The sequence below is a fragment of the Rhizobium sp. 01T437 genome (genome assembly GCF_056398505.1).
Window position 1 is genome coordinate 1 of the sequence record NZ_JBFTPM010000046.1, and the last position, 18,794, is coordinate 18,794.

16 protein-coding genes and 1 tRNA gene are annotated in these 18,794 nt (G+C 58.5%); 16 read left to right on the plus strand and 1 reads right to left on the minus strand.

Annotated features, from left to right (window positions below; all coding sequences use genetic code 11):
• The 12 genes from AC1DM5_RS35930 to rpoC form a co-directional block, all read left to right on the plus strand.
• The coding region (locus tag AC1DM5_RS35930; RefSeq protein WP_477976885.1) for an EF-Tu C-terminal domain-related protein at positions 1–173 on the plus strand (173 nt) is incomplete at its 5' end.
• Positions 174–375: 202 nt separating this feature from the next.
• The gene (locus tag AC1DM5_RS35935) at positions 376–510 is read left to right on the plus strand and encodes a hypothetical protein (protein WP_007817108.1); all 135 of its coding nucleotides are present in this window, start codon (positions 376–378) and stop codon (positions 508–510) included.
• 174 nt (positions 511–684) lie between these two features.
• Positions 685–1,578: an NAD-dependent epimerase/dehydratase family protein gene (locus AC1DM5_RS35940; RefSeq protein ID WP_477822863.1), complete on the plus strand. Its 894-nt coding sequence runs from the start codon at positions 685–687 to the stop codon at positions 1,576–1,578.
• Between the two features lie 213 nt (positions 1,579–1,791).
• Positions 1,792–1,867, plus strand: a tRNA-Trp gene (locus tag AC1DM5_RS35945).
• A gap of 193 nt (positions 1,868–2,060) precedes the next feature.
• Positions 2,061–2,261, plus strand: a complete 201-nt coding sequence (gene secE / locus AC1DM5_RS35950) for a preprotein translocase subunit SecE (protein ID WP_007817110.1) — start codon at positions 2,061–2,063, stop codon at positions 2,259–2,261.
• 17 nt (positions 2,262–2,278) lie between these two features.
• Complete coding sequence (gene nusG / locus AC1DM5_RS35955; RefSeq protein ID WP_007817111.1) at positions 2,279–2,809, plus strand: transcription termination/antitermination protein NusG; 531 nt, start codon at positions 2,279–2,281, stop codon at positions 2,807–2,809.
• Between the two features lie 181 nt (positions 2,810–2,990).
• Positions 2,991–3,422: a 50S ribosomal protein L11 gene (gene rplK / locus AC1DM5_RS35960; RefSeq protein WP_007817112.1), complete on the plus strand. Its 432-nt coding sequence runs from the start codon at positions 2,991–2,993 to the stop codon at positions 3,420–3,422.
• Positions 3,423–3,426: 4 nt separating this feature from the next.
• Positions 3,427–4,131, plus strand: a complete 705-nt coding sequence (gene rplA, locus AC1DM5_RS35965) for a 50S ribosomal protein L1 (RefSeq protein ID WP_113325481.1) — start codon at positions 3,427–3,429, stop codon at positions 4,129–4,131.
• Between the two features lie 329 nt (positions 4,132–4,460).
• On the plus strand, positions 4,461–4,979 hold the full coding sequence (gene rplJ, locus AC1DM5_RS35970; RefSeq protein ID WP_007817115.1) for a 50S ribosomal protein L10: 519 nt from the start codon (positions 4,461–4,463) through the stop codon (positions 4,977–4,979).
• Positions 4,980–5,037: 58 nt separating this feature from the next.
• Entirely contained in the window at positions 5,038–5,415 is a 378-nt protein-coding gene (gene rplL, locus AC1DM5_RS35975) for a 50S ribosomal protein L7/L12 (protein WP_477822864.1), read from the plus strand.
• A gap of 259 nt (positions 5,416–5,674) precedes the next feature.
• The gene (rpoB, locus tag AC1DM5_RS35980) at positions 5,675–9,817 is read left to right on the plus strand and encodes a DNA-directed RNA polymerase subunit beta (protein WP_477976881.1); all 4,143 of its coding nucleotides are present in this window, start codon (positions 5,675–5,677) and stop codon (positions 9,815–9,817) included.
• Positions 9,818–10,007: 190 nt separating this feature from the next.
• Positions 10,008–14,219 (plus strand): DNA-directed RNA polymerase subunit beta', encoded by a 4,212-nt coding sequence (rpoC, locus tag AC1DM5_RS35985; RefSeq protein WP_477976883.1) that lies wholly within the window; start codon positions 10,008–10,010, stop codon positions 14,217–14,219.
• 520 nt (positions 14,220–14,739) lie between these two features.
• Here the strand turns inward: rpoC and AC1DM5_RS35990 are convergent.
• Positions 14,740–15,033, minus strand: a complete 294-nt coding sequence (locus AC1DM5_RS35990; protein ID WP_007817126.1) for a hypothetical protein — start codon at positions 15,031–15,033, stop codon at positions 14,740–14,742.
• 495 nt (positions 15,034–15,528) lie between these two features.
• Between AC1DM5_RS35990 and rpsL the strand changes: the two genes are divergently transcribed.
• The 4 genes from rpsL to AC1DM5_RS36010 form a co-directional block, all read left to right on the plus strand.
• Entirely contained in the window at positions 15,529–15,900 is a 372-nt protein-coding gene (gene rpsL, locus AC1DM5_RS35995; protein WP_003547537.1) for a 30S ribosomal protein S12, read from the plus strand.
• A 106-nt stretch (positions 15,901–16,006) separates the two neighbouring features.
• Entirely contained in the window at positions 16,007–16,477 is a 471-nt protein-coding gene (rpsG, locus tag AC1DM5_RS36000; RefSeq protein WP_007817128.1) for a 30S ribosomal protein S7, read from the plus strand.
• Positions 16,478–16,506: 29 nt separating this feature from the next.
• On the plus strand, positions 16,507–18,606 hold the full coding sequence (fusA, locus tag AC1DM5_RS36005) for an elongation factor G (protein ID WP_477822867.1): 2,100 nt from the start codon (positions 16,507–16,509) through the stop codon (positions 18,604–18,606).
• Between the two features lie 66 nt (positions 18,607–18,672).
• Positions 18,673–18,794: GTP-binding protein (locus AC1DM5_RS36010; RefSeq protein WP_003578655.1), on the plus strand; the 122-nt coding region annotated here is incomplete at its 3' end.

Genomic DNA, 18,794 nt, shown 5'->3' on the forward strand with positions numbered 1-18,794 from the left:
AGGCACGGAAATGGTTATGCCTGGCAGGCACGGAAATGGTTATGCCTGGCGACAACGTCACGGTTGACGTCGAGCTGATCGTTCCGATCGCGATGGAAGAAAAGCTTCGCTTCGCTATCCGCGAAGGCGGCCGCACCGTCGGTGCAGGCATCGTTGCTTCGATCATCGAGTAATCGGAATTATCCCCGATTTTAGGAAAAACCCCGTGGAGACGGCGGGGTTTTTTCGTTTTCCGGCATCCTCATGCGTTCCTGAGATGTCGTAAAAATATCGTTAAGATGTCCCATAACAGTATTTTGTTCATCCCATGTTCAGAAAGCGTTTTGCGATCCGGCGTTTTTAGTCCAGACTCCTTCCTGTAGAGAGGAGAGTAGGATGATTCACAAAGCTACATTCGTTGCGACGATTTTCGCGATGTATGTTTTCACGATGTTTTTCATCGCTGCAATTCCGCAGGAAGTTGTTCAGGCAGCTGGCGTGCAGATAGACGAAGTAAGCGTCGTTAAATGATAGCATGACTGGATCGCCGGACATTCCGGCGGGCCGTAAAAAGTAACAGCGCAGGTGCTTCCGGGAGGAAGCTCCTGGCCGAGGTGGGTTTGAACCTGCCCATGAGACGCTCGCTTGCTCTTCGCGCGGAAGAGTTTATCTATGCCTCCGATTTCATGACGCGGAGGATTTTCCATGAAAAAGCGCATTCTCTTCACCGGCGGTTCGGGCAAGGCGGGACGCCATGCCGTGCCGTGGCTCATCAATGCTGGCTATGATGTGCACAATGTCGATCTCGTGCCGCTCGAAAGCCCTGAAGTCACCAATCTCATCGCCGACATCACCGACAGCGGCCAGATGTTCAACGTGCTTTCCATGCACCGGGATTTTCCGGATCTGGAAGCGGGCAAGGGCGTACAGCCTTTCGACGCAGTTGTGCATTTTGCGGCGGTGCCGCGTATCCTGATCAAGCCGGACAACGAGACCTTCCGCATCAACACGATGGGCACCTATAATGTCATCGAGGCGGCAGTGAAGCTCGGTATCCGGAAGATCATCGTCGCGTCGAGCGAGACGACCTATGGTGTCTGTTTCGCCGAAGGCCATCGCGACTTCCACCAGTTCCCGCTGGATGAGGACTATGATGTCAATCCGATGGATTCCTACGGCCTCTCCAAGGTCCTGAACGAGAAGACGGCGCGCGCTTTTGCCGAGCGTTCAGGCTTCGATATTTACGCGCTGCGCATCGGCAACGTCATCGAGCCGCATGAATACGAGAAGTTTCCGACCTATTTCGCCAATCCGGAAATGCGCAAGCGCATCGCCTGGAGCTATATCGACGCGCGCGATCTTGGTCAGATCGTCCATCGCTGCATTGAGAAGGACGGATTGGGCTTCCAGGTCTTCAATGCCGCCAATGATACGGTCTCGGCCAACACCCCGTCGAGAGAACTCGCCAAGCGATTCTTCCCGAACGTGCCCTTCACCCGTGAGATCGGCGAATATGAGGGCCTGCTTTCCAACCGGAAGATTCGCGAGGTGCTCGGCTTCAAGGAAGAGCACGACTGGCGCAAATACGTAAAAGTCTGAGATCCCGGTCAGAAAGCTCTTGCGGTCGGGCGCATTCAATTCGCGTCCGGCCGTCAGATACGTTGCTGTCGGCCGCTTCTTTCGGTTGCCTGCGGAGAATGGTTCTGAAAATCGAAAATCGCTCTTGCATATCCCGAGCCGCCGTTTTAAAGGGAGCGCCATGCTTTCACCGGCTGATGATCGCAAGGTCAACAGGCTGAATGCAAAGCGTAAAGGGGTATAGCTCAGTTGGTAGAGCGGCGGTCTCCAAAACCGCAGGTCGTAAGTTCGAGCCTTACTGCCCCTGCCATTTTTCCTTGAACGGACAGCGCGGACGTGAACGCAGCGTTCCGGCGAGGATTGAGCATATGGCGACAAATTTCGTTAAGCATCGGTTTCCCTCTTGTATATTCGGAAATCGATGTTTATTTAGGGTTCAACAGACACGCGGTGCGTGGGGCTGATAGTTTCAGCTTTACGCGCCGTAATTGCGTGGGCAGTCGATGGCATCCAAATCCAATCCATTCGCGTTTCTGCAGCAGGTCCGCACGGAGACGTCTAAAGTTACTTGGCCGTCGCGCCGCGAGACGATGATCTCGACGGTCATGGTGCTGTTTATGGTTGTTTTTGCTGCGCTGTTTTTCTTTGCCGCCGACCAGCTCATTGGCTGGGCCCTGAGCTTTGTGCTCAATACCGGCAACTGATACGAGTGGAGATGAAAATGGCGGCACGTTGGTACATCGTCCACGCATATTCTAATTTTGAAAAGAAGGTGGCTGAGGACATCGAGAACAAGGCTCGCCAGAAGGGGCTTGAGCACCTGTTCGAGAAGATCCTCGTGCCGACCGAAAAGGTGGTGGAAGTGCGCCGCGGCCGCAAGGTCGATTCCGAGCGCAAGTTCTTCCCGGGCTATGTCATGGTTCGTGCGAACCTGACGGATGAGGCCTATCACCTGATCAAGAATACGCCGAAGGTCACGGGCTTCCTTGGCTCGGACAATAAGCCCGTTCCGATTCCGGATTCTGAGGCTGAGCGCATCCTCGGTCAGGTTCAGGAAGGTGTCGAGCGGCCGAAGGCTTCCGTTACCTTTGAAATCGGCGAGCAGGTTCGCGTTTCCGATGGTCCGTTCGCTTCGTTCAACGGCACGGTTCAGGATGTGGACGAAGAGCGTTCGCGCCTGAAAGTGGAAGTGTCGATCTTTGGTCGCGCTACGCCGGTCGAGCTGGAATACGCTCAGGTCGAGAAGGTCTGATTTTCGAGATCGAGGTTCGGTCACTTGTGACTGTTCTTCGGGCGGCGAAAGCCGCATCGCGTGGAAGGTGAGGGGGGTCTTAAGCCAGGCCCTAGCGATCCGCACCACGCAACCGCAGCCGCCGGAGTGATCCGGCATCAAGGGCCGGGAAACCGGTCATCAGTGAAAGGCAGAGAGATATATGGCTAAGAAAGTTGCAGGCCAGCTCAAGCTGCAGGTCAAGGCAGGATCGGCAAACCCGTCCCCGCCGATCGGCCCGGCGCTTGGTCAGCGTGGCATTAACATCATGGAATTCTGCAAGTCGTTCAATGCGGCTACGCAGGAAATGGAAAAGGGTATGCCGATCCCGGTCGTCATCACCTATTACCAGGACAAGTCCTTCACCTTCGCCATGAAGCAGCCTCCGGTCAGCTACTGGCTGAAGAAGGAAGCGAAGATCCAGTCCGGTTCCAAGACCCCGGGCAAGGGCGCAAAGGCCGGTACCCTCACCAAGGCTCAGATCAAGACGATCGCCGAAGCCAAGATGAAGGATCTGAACGCAGCGGATATCGAAGGTGCAATGGCGATGATCGAGGGCTCTGCCCGCGCCATGGGCCTGGAAGTGGTGGGTTAAGACCATGGCAGGCAAGCGCACTCAGAAGATCAACGAAGGTGTTGATCCTACCAAGCTCTACGCTCTGACGACCGCCATCGGCATGGTCAAGGAACGTGCTGTCGCGAAGTTCGATGAAACCATCGAAGTTTCGATGAACCTCGGCGTTGACCCGCGTCACGCAGACCAGATGGTCCGCGGCGTCGTCAACCTGCCGAACGGCACCGGCCGTACGGTTCGCGTTGCTGTTTTCGCTCGTGGCGTCAAGGCTGATGAAGCCAAGGCTGCCGGCGCAGACATCGTTGGCGCGGAAGAGCTCGTTGAAATCGTTCAGGGCGGCAAGATCGACTTCGATCGCTGCATCGCGACCCCGGACATGATGCCGCTCGTCGGCCGCCTCGGTAAGGTTCTCGGCCCGCGTGGCATGATGCCGAACCCGAAGGTCGGCACGGTTACGATGGATGTCGCAGGTGCCGTCAAGGCTTCCAAGGGCGGCGCTGTCGAGTTCCGCGTCGAGAAGGCTGGTATCGTTCACGCCGGCATCGGCAAGGCATCCTTCGATGCCAAGGCTCTGGAAGAAAACATCCGTGCCTTCGCTGACGCCGTCATCAAGGCAAAGCCGGCTGGCGCCAAGGGCAACTACGTCAAGCGCGTAGCGCTCTCCTCGACCATGGGTCCGGGCGTCAAGATCGAAGTTGGCTCGGTCACCGCAGCGGTTACTGCTGCTTAAGTTTCATCGGGCGTCAGTCCGATAACAAGAATTCCGGCCTCGTAAGGGGCCGGGATATTCCGGAGAAATCCGGAATCCTGTCCGAGATTGCAGGTGGTTTTCCCTTAATCACTGTTGCCTGCATGAGACGGGTAAGACCCGAATTGCATGAAGTTCTGCTTCTAGGAAATCGGTTCGAGCCTTGGATGCCTTGTGCCTCCTTTGCCTTAATTGGCGCGGAGCGCGAGGGGACAGGATCCTCAAGCGCCGCTTGGGATCGCTTCTGATCCCAGGAGGCAAAGGCAACCCGGTGGGTCCGTTCAAGCGGTCCCATCAACTGGAGATAGGCAGTGGAAAGAGCGGAAAAACGCGAATTCGTCACGGAACTGAACGATGTCTTCAAGGCATCCGGCTCGGTTGTCGTGGCCCACTATGCTGGTGCTACAGTCGCACAGATGAACGATTTTCGTTCGAAGATGCGCGCTGCTGGCGGCACCATCAAAGTCGCGAAGAACCGCCTGGCCAAAATTGCCCTTCAGGGTACGGAAGCGGAAGGGATCGCCGATCTCTTCAAAGGTCAGACCCTCATTGCTTACAGCAATGATCCGATCACCGCTCCGAAGGTCGTCATGGATTTCGCCAAGACCAACGACAAGATCGTTGTCCTCGGCGGCGCCATGGGAACAACCACGCTCAATGCTGAAGCTGTGAAGTCGCTTGCGACCCTGCCTTCGCTCGATGAGCTGCGTGCGAAGCTGCTGGGCATGATCCAGACGCCGGCTACCCGCATCGCTGGGGTTGTTGCAGCACCGGCAAGCCAGCTTGCCCGCGTGTTTGCGGCCTACGCCAAGAAGGACGAAGCCGCTTAAGGCGGTTTTTCGCTGTTTATAATCAACCGGTTCGAACCGAACAAAAGGAACTAGTAAAATGGCTGATCTCGCAAAGATCGTTGACGACCTCTCCTCGCTGACCGTCCTGGAAGCCGCTGAGCTGTCGAAGCTTCTCGAAGAAAAGTGGGGCGTTTCCGCTGCTGCTCCGGTAGCTGTTGCTGCCGCTGCTGGCGGTGCTGCTGCTGCTGTCGTTGAAGAAGAAAAGACCGAGTTCGACGTCATCCTCGTCGACGCTGGCGCCAACAAGATCAACGTCATCAAGGAAGTCCGCGCCATCACCGGCCTGGGCCTCAAGGAAGCCAAGGACCTTGTCGAAGCCGCTCCGAAGGCTGTCAAGGAAGGCGTTAACAAGGCTGAAGCCGCTGACATCAAGAAGAAGCTTGAAGACGCTGGCGCAAAGGCCGACGTCAAGTAATCTTGAACGTCTTTTGGGAGACGGTATTTACCGTCTCCCATTTGCCGTTTTTCTGAACGAATTACCCAAAAGCCGCGTGAAAACGGCTTTTGGGTAATGGGTTCTTCAAGAGCATGGTCTCGAACCGAGGCGTCAAGGCAATCCGGCCTGGCTGTTTCGGGAAGTGGGACGAGGTTGAATTACTCATTGGTTGACGGGATCGACTGGCCATCGGTTCCCGTCCGTTGCAGGCCCGGATGCAATTTTTGAAGGAGCGACGATGGCTCAGACCCTTACGTTCAATGGTCGCAGGCGCGTACGCAAGTTTTTTGGTAAAATCCCCGAAGTCGCAGAAATGCCGAACCTCATCGAGGTTCAGAAGGCATCCTACGACCAGTTTCTGATGGTTGAAGAGCCCAAGGGCGGTCGTCCCGACGAGGGCCTCCAGGCCGTCTTCAAGTCCGTTTTCCCGATCACCGACTTCTCCGGCGCCTCCATGCTGGAATTCGTGTCCTATGAATTCGAACCGCCGAAGTTCGACGTCGACGAATGCCGCCAGCGCGACCTGACCTACGCCGCGCCGCTGAAGGTTACTCTCCGTCTCATCGTGTTCGATATCGACGAGGATACCGGCGCGAAGTCGATCAAGGACATCAAGGAACAGTCCGTCTACATGGGCGACATGCCGCTCATGACGAACAACGGTACGTTCATCGTCAACGGCACTGAGCGCGTGATCGTATCGCAGATGCACCGTTCGCCGGGCGTCTTCTTCGACCACGACAAGGGCAAGAGCCATTCTTCCGGCAAGCTGCTCTTTGCTGCGCGCGTCATCCCGTATCGCGGCTCCTGGCTCGATATCGAATTCGACGCCAAGGACATCGTCTATGCCCGTATCGACCGCCGCCGCAAGATTCCGGTGACGTCGCTGCTGATGGCCCTCGGCATGGACGGCGAGGAAATCCTCGACACCTTCTACACGAAGTCGCTCTACAAGCGCGACGGCGAAGGCTGGCGCATTCCCTTCAAGCCGGAAACGCTGAAGGGTGCAAAGGCGATCACCGAGATGGTCGACGCCGATACCGGCGAAGTCGTTGTCGAAGCTGGCAAGAAGCTCACGCCACGCCTGCTTCGCACGCTCTCCGACAAGGGCCTGAAGGCACTCAAGGCGACGGATGACGATCTGTACGGCAACTACCTCGCCGAAGACGTCGTCAACTACTCGACGGGTGAGATCTATCTCGAAGCCGGCGACGAAATCGACGAGAAGACGCTCGGCATCATCCTCGCCAACCATTTCGACGAGATCCCGGTTCTCGGCATCGATCACATCAATGTCGGCGCCTACATCCGCAACACGCTGACCGCAGACAAGAACGAGAACCGTCAGGACGCTCTGTTCGACATTTACCGCGTCATGCGTCCGGGTGAACCGCCGACGATGGATTCGGCCGAAGCCATGTTCAACTCGCTGTTCTTCGATGCGGAGCGTTACGACCTCTCCGCCGTCGGCCGCGTGAAGATGAACATGCGCCTCGACCTGAGCGTCGAAGACACCGTTCGCATCCTGCGCAAAGACGACATCCTGGCCGTGGTCAGGATGCTTGTCGAACTGCGCGACGGCAAGGGCGAGATCGACGACATCGACAACCTCGGCAACCGCCGCGTCCGCTCGGTCGGCGAGCTGATGGAGAACCAGTACCGTCTCGGCCTGCTTCGCATGGAGCGCGCGATCAAGGAACGCATGTCCTCGATCGAAATCGACACGGTCATGCCGCAGGATCTGATCAACGCCAAGCCGGCTGCTGCAGCCGTTCGCGAATTCTTCGGTTCCTCGCAGCTCTCGCAGTTCATGGACCAGGTGAACCCGCTCTCGGAAATCACCCACAAGCGCCGTCTCTCGGCTCTTGGCCCGGGCGGTCTGACCCGCGAGCGCGCCGGCTTCGAAGTCCGCGACGTTCATCCGACGCACTACGGCCGTATTTGCCCGATCGAAACGCCGGAAGGCCCGAACATCGGTCTGATCAACTCGCTGGCGACCTTTGCGCGCGTCAACAAGTACGGTTTCATCGAAAGCCCGTACCGTCGTATCGTCGATGGCAAGGTCACGACCGATGTACTCTACCTCTCCGCCATGGAAGAGGCGAAGTACTACGTTGCCCAGGCCAACGCTGAACTGACGTCGGACGGTTCCTTTGTCGATGAATTCGTCGTCTGCCGTCACGCCGGCGAAGTTATGCTCGCCCCGCGCGACAGCATGAACCTGATGGACGTTTCGCCGAAGCAGGTCGTTTCGGTCGCAGCCGCTCTCATCCCGTTCCTGGAAAACGACGACGCCAACCGCGCTCTCATGGGCTCGAACATGCAGCGTCAGGCCGTTCCGCTTCTGCGCGCTGAAGCGCCGTTCGTCGGTACCGGCATGGAGCCGGTCGTCGCCCGCGACTCCGGCGCCGCCATCGGCGCGCGCCGCGGCGGTGTGGTCGACCAGGTCGATGCGACGCGTATCGTTATCCGCGCCACGGAAGACCTCGAAGCCGGCAAGTCCGGCGTCGATATCTACCGCCTGCAGAAGTTCCAGCGTTCGAACCAGAACACCTGCGTCAACCAGCGTCCGCTGGTCACCGTCGGTGACGAGGTCAACCGCGGCGACATCCTCGCCGACGGCCCGTCGACCGATCTCGGCGACCTGGCTCTCGGCCGCAACGCGCTCGTCGCGTTCATGCCCTGGAACGGTTACAACTACGAAGACTCGATCCTGCTCTCCGAGCGCATCGTTGCCGACGACGTGTTCACCTCCATCCACATCGAAGAATTCGAAGTGATGGCGCGCGACACCAAGCTTGGTCCTGAGGAAATCACCCGCGACATTCCGAACGTTTCGGAAGAAGCGCTGAAGAACCTCGACGAAGCCGGCATCGTCTATATCGGCGCCGAAGTTCAGCCGGGCGATATCCTGGTCGGCAAGATCACGCCGAAGGGCGAAAGCCCGATGACGCCGGAAGAAAAGCTCCTGCGCGCCATCTTCGGTGAAAAGGCATCCGACGTGCGCGACACGTCCATGCGCATGCCGCCCGGCACCTACGGCACGATCGTCGAAGTGCGCGTCTTCAATCGCCACGGCGTTGAAAAGGACGAGCGCGCGATGGCAATCGAGCGCGAAGAGATCGAGCGTCTGGCAAAGGACCGCGACGACGAACAGGCGATCCTCGACCGTAACGTCTACGGCCGTCTGATCGACATGCTGCGCGGCCAGTCCTCCATTGCAGGCCCGAAGGGCTTCAAGAAAGGCACTGAGCTGTCCAACGCCGTCGTCTCCGAATATCCCCGCTCGCAGTGGTGGATGTTCGCGGTCGAAGACGAAAAGGTCCAGAGCGAGCTCGAAGCACTCCGCGGCCAGTACGACGAATCCAAGTCGCGCCTTGAACAGCGTTTCATGGACAAGGTCGAAAAGGTCCAGCGCGGCGACGAAATGCCTCCTGGTGTCATGAAGATGGTCAAGGTCTTCGTCGCTGTGAAGCGCAAGATCCAGCCGGGCGACAAGATGGCCGGCCGTCACGGCAACAAGGGTGTCGTGTCGCGCATCGTGCCGGTCGAAGACATGCCGTTCCTGGAAGACGGTACGCATGTGGACGTCGTTCTGAACCCGCTCGGCGTGCCCTCGCGCATGAATGTCGGCCAGATCCTTGAGACGCACCTTGGCTGGGCTTGTGCCGGCATGGGTCGTCAGATCGGCGATATGCTGGAGGCCTACAAGGCCAACGGCAACATCGAACCGCTGCGCAAGACGATCGGCGACGTTGTCGGTGACGGTCCGAAGGCCGAACAGGTCAAGGATTTCGACGATGACTCGGTGCTGCGTCTGGCCGATCAGTGGAAGCGTGGCGTCTCCATCGCGACCCCGGTCTTTGACGGTGCGAACGAAGAGAACGTCAACGAGATGCTGCGCCTGGCAGGTCTCAAGGACACAGGTCAGTCGACGCTGTACGACGGTCGTACCGGCGAGCAGTTCGACCGTCAGGTCACGGTTGGCTACATCTACATGCTGAAGCTCAACCACCTGGTCGACGACAAGATCCACGCTCGTTCGATCGGCCCGTACTCGCTCGTTACCCAGCAGCCGCTGGGCGGCAAGGCGCAGTTCGGCGGTCAGCGCTTCGGCGAAATGGAGGTCTGGGCGCTCGAAGCTTACGGCGCAGCCTACACGCTGCAGGAAATGCTGACGGTGAAGTCGGACGACGTTGCCGGCCGCACCAAGGTCTACGAAGCGATCGTCCGTGGCGACGACACATTCGAGGCCGGCATTCCGGAAAGCTTCAACGTTCTCGTCAAGGAAATGCGCTCGCTGGGTCTCTCGGTCGAGCTCGAAAATTCCAAGGTCGAGGACCTGCAGGCTGCAGGCCAGCTGCCGGACGCAGCCGAGTAACCACTTGATAGGGTGTGCGCTCTTCAAAAGAGCGCACACAGTTCCCGCCGAGGCCCCGTAACGTGTTGGCCGGGCAGGGACGCTTTCGCCGCATTCTGCGGTTATTGTCGTTTAAGCGCTGGCGCGGCTCCCGGGAATTTGCCGCCAACCTCGCAAGCTAAGGGCGCTTTCGCCCATGAAGGAGACAGGCATGAACCAAGAGGTCATGAATCTTTTCAATCCGCAGGTGCCTGCACAGAACTTCGATTCCATCCGGATTTCGATCGCCTCTCCGGAGAAGATTCTTTCCTGGTCCTACGGCGAGATCAAGAAGCCGGAAACCATCAACTACCGTACGTTCAAGCCGGAACGCGACGGTCTCTTCTGCGCGCGCATCTTCGGACCGATCAAGGACTACGAGTGCCTGTGCGGCAAGTACAAGCGCATGAAGTACAAGGGCATCATCTGCGAAAAGTGCGGCGTGGAAGTCACGCTGTCGCGCGTTCGCCGTGAGCGCATGGGTCATATCGAGCTCGCCGCTCCCGTTGCCCACATCTGGTTCCTGAAGTCGCTGCCGAGCCGCATTTCCACGCTGCTCGACATGACGCTGAAGGATGTCGAGCGCGTTCTCTACTTCGAAAACTACATCGTGACCGAGCCGGGTCTCACCGCGCTCAAGGAGCACCAGCTCCTGTCCGAAGAAGAGTACATGCTCGCCGTCGATGAATACGGTGAAGACCAGTTCACGGCCATGATCGGTGCCGAAGCCATCTATGAGATGCTGGCATCGATGAACCTCGAAAAGATCGCTGGCGACCTGCGCTCCGAGCTTGCCGACACCACGTCGGATCTCAAGCAGAAGAAGCTGATGAAGCGCCTGAAGATCGTCGAGAACTTCATGGAATCCGGCAACCGTCCGGAATGGATGATCATGAAGGTCGTTCCGGTCATCCCGCCGGACCTGCGTCCGCTGGTTCCTCTGGACGGTGGTCGTTTCGCGACGTCTGACCTGAACGATCTGTATCGTCGCGTCATCAACCGTAACAACCGTCTGAAGCGCCTGATCGAACTGCGCGCTCCGGGCATCATCATCCGTAACGAAAAGCGCATGCTGCAGGAATCTGTCGATGCGCTCTTTGATAACGGCCGCCGCGGCCGTGTCATCACCGGCGCCAACAAGCGTCCGCTGAAGTCGCTGTCCGACATGCTCAAGGGCAAGCAGGGCCGCTTCCGTCAGAACCTGCTCGGCAAGCGCGTCGACTATTCCGGCCGTTCGGTCATCGTGACCGGTCCGGAACTGAAGCTGCATCAGTGCGGTCTTCCGAAGAAGATGGCGCTCGAGCTCTTCAAGCCGTTCATCTACGCCCGCCTCGATGCCAAGGGTTACTCCTCGACCGTCAAGCAGGCCAAGAAGCTCGTCGAAAAGGAAAAGCCGGAAGTCTGGGATATCCTCGACGAGGTCATCCGCGAGCATCCGGTTCTGCTGAACCGCGCACCGACGCTGCACCGCCTGGGCATCCAGGCCTTCGAACCCACCCTGGTCGAAGGCAAGGCCATCCAGCTGCACCCGCTCGTCTGCACGGCCTTCAACGCCGACTTCGACGGTGACCAGATGGCTGTTCACGTGCCGCTGTCGCTCGAAGCCCAGCTCGAAGCCCGCGTTCTGATGATGTCGACGAACAACATCCTGCATCCGGCAAACGGTGCACCGATCATCGTTCCGTCGCAGGACATGGTTCTCGGCCTGTATTACCTGTCGATCATGAACCAGAACGAGCCGGGCGAAGGCATGGCCTTCTCCGATCTCGGTGAGCTGCACCACGCCCTCGAAACCAAGGTCGTGACGCTGCACACCAAGATTCGCGGCCGCTTCAAGTCGATCGGCGAGGACGGCAAGCCCTACTCGAAGATCTATGAAACGACGCCGGGCCGCCTGCTCATCGGTGAACTCCTGCCGAAGAACGGCAAGGTGACCTTCGATATCTGCAACCAGGAAATGACCAAGAAGAACATCTCCAGGATGATCGACGCGGTCTACCGTCATTGCGGCCAGAAGGACACGGTCATTTTCTGTGACCGCATCATGCAGCTCGGCTTCAGCCATGCCTGCCGCGCCGGCATTTCGTTCGGCAAGGACGACATGGTCATTCCGGACACCAAGGCCAAGATCGTCAACGACACCGAAAACCTGGTGAAGGAATACGAGCAGCAGTACAACGACGGTCTCATCACCCAGGGCGAAAAGTACAACAAGGTTGTCGACGCCTGGGGTAAGGCTACCGAGAAGGTCGCCGAAGAGATGATGGCCCGCATTAAGGCTGTCGAATTCGACCCGGCGACCGGTCGTCAGAAGCCGATGAACTCGATCTACATGATGTCCCACTCGGGTGCTCGTGGTTCTCCGAACCAGATGCGTCAGCTGGGCGGCATGCGCGGCCTCATGGCCAAGCCGTCGGGTGAAATCATCGAGACGCCGATCATCTCGAACTTCAAGGAAGGCCTGACCGTCAACGAGTACTTCAACTCGACGCACGGTGCCCGTAAGGGTCTGGCAGACACCGCCTTGAAGACTGCAAACTCCGGTTACCTGACCCGCCGTCTCGTCGACGTCGCGCAGGATTGCATCGTCACGCACGTCGATTGCGGTACCGAAACCGGCCTCACCATGACCGCCATCGTCGATGCCGGCCAGGTCGTTGCCTCGATCGGTGTCCGTATCCTCGGCCGTACGGCTCTTGACAACATCGATCATCCGATCACCGGCGAGCGTATCGTCGATGCCGGCAAGATGATCCTGGAGCCGGATGTCGTCGAGATCGAGAAGGCTGGTATCCAGTCGATCCGTATTCGTTCGGCGCTGACCTGCGAAATCCAGACGGGCGTCTGCTCGGTCTGCTACGGCCGCGACCTCGCGCGCGGTACGCCTGTTAACATGGGCGAAGCCGTCGGCGTTATCGCCGCTCAGTCGATCGGCGAGCCGGGTACGCAGCTCACCATGCGTACGTTCCACCTTGGTGGCACGGCAACGGTGGTCGACCAGTCGTTCCTGGAAGCCTCGTACGAAGGTACGGTGCAGATCAAGAACCGCAACATCCTGCGCAACTCTGATGGCAACCTCATTGCCATGGGCCGCAACATAACCGTTCAGATCCTGGACGAGCGTGGTGTGGAGCGTTCCTCGCAGCGTGTTGCCTACGGTTCGAAGCTGCACGTCGATGAAGGTGACAAGGTCAAGCGCGGTCAGCGTTTGGCAGAGTGGGATCCCTACACCCGTCCGATGATGACGGAAGTAGCCGGTACCGTTCAGTTCGAAGACGTGGTCGACGGTCTCTCGGTTCTCGAAGCGACCGACGAATCCACGGGTATCACCAAGCGCCAGGTTATCGACTGGCGTTCGACCCCGCGCGGTTCGGACCTGAAGCCGGCGATCGTCATCAAGGACGCCAGCGGCAATGTCGCGAAGCTGTCGCGTGGTGGCGAAGCCCGCTTCCTGCTCTCGGTCGATGCGATCCTCTCGGTCGAGCCGGGCACGAAGGTCTCCCAGGGTGACGTTCTTGCCCGTTCGCCGCTGGAAAGCGCCAAGACCAAGGACATCACCGGTGGTCTGCCGCGCGTTGCCGAACTGTTCGAAGCCCGCCGTCCGAAGGACCACGCCATCATCGCTGAGATCGATGGTACGATCCGCCTCGGCCGCGACTATAAGAACAAGCGCCGTGTCATCATCGAGCCGGCGGAAGACGGTGTCGAGCCGGTCGAATACCTGATCCCGAAGGGCAAGCCCTTCCACCTTCAGGAAGGCGACTATATCGAAAAGGGTGACTACATCCTCGACGGTAACCCGGCTCCGCACGACATCCTGGCGATCAAGGGCGTGGAAGCCTTGGCTTCCTACCTCGTCAACGAAATCCAGGAAGTCTATCGTCTGCAGGGCGTTGTCATCAACGACAAGCACATCGAAGTGATTGTCCGTCAGATGCTGCAGAAGGTGGAAATCACCGATGCAGGCGACTCGACCTATATCGTCGGCGACAACGTCGACCGTATCGAGCTGGAAGACGTCAACGACCACCTCATCGAGGAAGGCAAGAAGCCTGCCAGCGGTGATCCGGTTCTGCTCGGCATCACCAAGGCATCGCTGCAGACCCCGTCCTTCATCTCGGCCGCTTCCTTCCAGGAAACGACCAAGGTGCTGACGGAAGCCGCGATCGCCGGCAAGACCGACGGTCTGCAGGGTCTGAAGGAAAACGTCATCGTAGGCCGCCTGATCCCGGCCGGTACGGGTGGCACCATGACCCAGATCCGCCGCATTGCGACGGCTCGCGACGACCTGATCCTGGAAGAGCGCCGCAAGGGCTCCGGGGCAGGGGCCGCAACGCCGATGCTGCAGGACCTGGCGAACGAAAGCGCTCCTGCTGCCGAGTAATCGCCAGTTTGAGACATCCACAATCCAAAGCCGCCCGGAGAAATCCGGGCGGTTTTTCTTTGTCCGGAAGGTCGCTGGAGATCGTTGTCGCGCTGTTGTCCCGATGGCGGCAGAACGCAAGGCCCGAAGCAAACGGTGGTGCCTTCATTCATCCAGCGTTGCTCGGCCGGATTGCTGACGATCGCAATGCGTTCAGATACTCGGACCGTCGGGAGTTTCGGTCCCGCAAATACCGTGTCGGGAAGGTTGATGCCGGCAAACGAAGCCGCTGGCGACGTCGAACGAAGGTCGATATCGAAGGGTCGGCGGAAGATGCCCGAACGCAGACGACCCACCACTGCGGTGTGCAGTTTGAGGTGCGCAAAGGATGGATGTGGAATTTTCTGAGGCCACTGGCGACGCTATCGCGGGCACCCGCGGCAGGCTCGCTGCCCTCGTTGATATCGGCAAAATGAAAAAGGTGAGGGTGAGGAGGAGGCAGCCTGCACCGGTGCGCAGGCGCTATTCTTTATATATAGGCTTAGCTGAAGCGGATGATCGAGACTTCGCCGTCCAGGGCACCCTGATAGGCGGAGGCATGTGGCTCATCGGAGGGAACTTCGGTCAACATGCCGATCTGGTCGAGATCGGCTTCGATGAAGCCTTCCTCGGCAAGGGCGTTTAATGCTTCGCGCACGGCGCTGTCGTCATCGGCGGCCTTCAGCATGACGTGCAGGTCAACGCCCTCGCTCGTGTCGGATTCATAGCCCTTGCCGATGATGATGAAGATCATCGGTCCGTCGAAATTGTTGTCGTTGTCCGGTGTACCGATCATCTTCTTATCCTTCGGCTCTCTGAGAATCGCAATATGCAGATTCCATATAAGGGCTTGATGTCTGCAAATACTGATTCCTATCCGTTTTTGCTGCAATGCCCAAGTTTATCTTGCCGGGTATCTTTACGCGGCTTAAAGAGCCTGTAAACAGCGTGTTCACAGGGGGTTTCAAGCCGTCGGGGCGGAGATTATTTCTTAACCGGCCTTGACGAACAGGGTGGAAACCAGTAGTACGCCCGCCATCAGATCCGATGTGAGGTTTGGCTGTTTGGGGCGACGCGCCCTGGAGATCGCCTCAAACAAGTTTCTATACGCACGTTGAAGTCATGATGCTGCACGCATGACGCATTTTTTTGCGTCCTCTGCTCTATGTGGTCCATCTGCGGAAGCGGATCGGGCCATATTTTGCGCATTGAGGGAAATATGTGTGGCAATGCCGGAAACGGCGAAGTTCGAGCCCGCAAGGGTACTGAGACAAACGTAAGGGATGGTTGAATGCCTACCGTAAACCAGCTGATCCGCAAGCCTCGCCAGGCGAACGTAAAGCGTAATAAGGTTCCCGCTCTCCAGGAGAACCCGCAGAAGCGCGGCGTTTGCACCCGCGTCTACACCACGACGCCGAAGAAGCCGAACTCGGCTCTGCGTAAGGTCGCAAAGATCCGCCTCACCAACGGCTTCGAAGTCATTGGTTACATTCCCGGTGAAGGCCACAACCTTCAGGAACACTCTGTCGTCATGATCCGTGGCGGCCGCGTAAAGGACCTTCCGGGTGTCCGTTATCACATCATCCGCGGCGTTCTCGATACCCAGGGTGTCAAGAACCGCAAGCAGCGCCGTTCCAAGTACGGTGCGAAGCGTCCGAAGTAATTTCGCCCCGGGCGATATCGCCCGGAAAGGCTTGAAAGTGAAATCCCGGCGCTGCGCGAAGTCCTCCGCGTGGTAGAGCGCCTTAACGGTTAAAGAGACGAGAAGTATGTCCAGACGCCATAAAGCAGAAAAGCGCGAGATCAATCCGGACCCGAAGTTCGGTGACCTCGTTGTCACGAAGTTCATGAACGCCATCATGCTCGACGGCAAGAAGTCCGTCGCTGAAAGCATCGTATACGGCGCGTTTGACTCCGTGCAGGGCAAGTCGAAGCAGGAGCCGCTGACGGTTTTCCATTCCGCGCTCGACAACATCGCTCCGCATGTTGAAGTCCGTTCGCGCCGCGTTGGTGGTGCGACCTATCAGGTTCCGGTCGACGTTCGTCCGGAGCGCCGCCAGGCTCTTGCCATCCGCTGGCTGATCGCTGCCGCTCGCAAGCGCAACGAGACCACCATGATCGATCGTCTTTCGGGCGAACTTCTCGACGCATCCAACAACCGCGGTTCTGCGGTCAAGAAGCGCGAAGACACGCACAAGATGGCTGATGCCAACCGCGCGTTCTCGCATTATCGCTGGTAATCCCGAACGATATCGAAAGGCAGTCCATAATGGCTCGCGAATATAAGATCGAAGACTACCGCAATTTCGGTATCATGGCGCATATCGACGCCGGCAAGACCACGACGACCGAGCGTATCCTTTACTACACCGGCAAGTCGCACAAGATCGGTGAAGTCCACGATGGCGCAGCCACGATGGACTGGATGGAGCAGGAGCAGGAGCGCGGCATCACGATCACGTCCGCTGCGACCACGACCTACTGGAAGGGCCGTGACGGCAAGATGCGCCGTTTCAACATCATCGACACCCCCGGCCACGTCGACTTCACCATTGAAGTCGAGCGTTCGCTTCGCGTTCTCGACGGCGCCATCGCGCTGCTCGATGCCAACGCCGGTGTTGAGCCGCAGACGGAAACCGTCTGGCGTCAGGCTGAGAAGTACAACGTTCCGCGCATGATCTTCTGCAACAAGATGGACAAGACCGGCGCGGACTTCTACCGCTCGGTCGAGATGATCAAGACCCGTCTGGGTGCGATCGCTGTCGTCATGCAGCTGCCGATCGGCGCTGAAAGCGACTTCAAGGGCGTTATCGACCTTGTCGAGATGAATGCTCTCATCTGGCGTGACGAATCCCTCGGTGCTCAGTGGGATGTCGTTGAAATTCCGGACGACATGAAGGCTAAGGCTGAAGAATATCGCGAGAAGCTGATCGAGACCGTTGTCGAGATCGACGAAGCTGCGATGGAAGCCTACCTCGAAGGCAACATGCCCGACAACGACAAGATCCGCGAACTCGTTCGTCGCGGCACGATCGACGTCAAGTTCCATCCGATGTTCTGCGGTACCGCCTTCAAGAACAAGGGCGTCCAGCCGCTGCTCGACGCCGTTGTCGATTACCTGCCGTCGCCGCTCGACATTCCGGCGATCAAGGGCATCGACTTCAAGACGGAAGCTGAAATCGAGCGTCATGCAGACGATTCTGAGCCGCTGTCCATGCTCGCGTTCAAGATCATGAACGACCCCTTCGTCGGTTCGCTCACCTTCGCCCGCATCTACTCCGGCAAGCTCGAAAAGGGCTCGTCGGTCATGAACACGGTCAAGGACAAGCGCGAGCGCGTCGGCCGCATGCTGCAGATGCACTCCAACTCGCGTGAAGACATCGAAGAAGCCTTTGCCGGCGACATCGTTGCTCTCGCAGGTCTCAAGGAAACCACGACGGGTGACACGCTCTGCGACCCGTTGAAGCCGGTTATCCTCGAGCGCATGGAGTTCCCGGAGCCGGTCATCCAGATCGCTATCGAACCGAAGTCCAAGGGCGACCAGGAAAAGATGGGCCTCGCGCTCAACCGCCTGGCAGCAGAAGATCCGTCCTTCCGCGTGAAGACGGACCAGGAATCCGGTCAGACGATCATTGCCGGCATGGGCGAACTGCATCTCGACATCATCGTCGACCGCATGCGCCGCGAGTTCAAGGTTGAAGCAAACGTCGGTGCGCCGCAGGTTGCTTACCGCGAAACCATCACGCGCCAGCACGAAGAAGACTACACGCACAAGAAGCAGTCCGGTGGTACCGGTCAGTTCGCACGCGTCAAGATCGTCTTCGAACCGAACCCTGAAGGCGAAGACTTCAAGTTCGAGTCCAAGATCGTTGGTGGTGCTGTTCCGAAGGAATACATCCCGGGCGTTCAGAAGGGTATCGAAAGCGTTCTGTCTTCCGGCCCGCTGGCAGGCTTCCCGATGCTGGGCGTCAAGGCCACGCTCATCGACGGCGCCTTCCATGACGTCGACTCCTCTGTCCTGGCGTTCGAAATCGCTTCCCGCGCTTGCTTCCGTGAAGCGGCAAAGAAGGCCGGCGCTCAGCTCCTCGAGCCGATGATGAAGGTCGAAGTCGTTACCCCGGAAGATTACGTCGGCGACGTTATCGGCGACCTCAACTCCCGCCGTGGTCAGATCCAGGGTCAGGAAAGCCGCGGTGTAGCCGTTGTTATCAACGCCAACGTCCCGCTGGCCAACATGTTCAAGTACGTCGACAACCTGCGCTCCATGTCGCAGGGCCGTGCTCAGTACACGATGACCTTCGATCATTACTCGCCGGTCCCGTCGAACGTCGCAACCGAAATCCAGGCAAAGTATTCCGGTCAGAAGTGACCGGAATACCAATTGACCGATAACAAGAATTAGCGCCCCTCGGGGCCAAAGAATGGAGAGCCGAAAATGGCAAAGAGTAAGTTTGAGCGCAACAAGCCGCACGTCAACATTGGCACGATCGGCCACGTTGACCACGGCAAGACGTCTCTGACGGCAGCGATCACGAAGTACTTCGGTGAGTTCAAGGC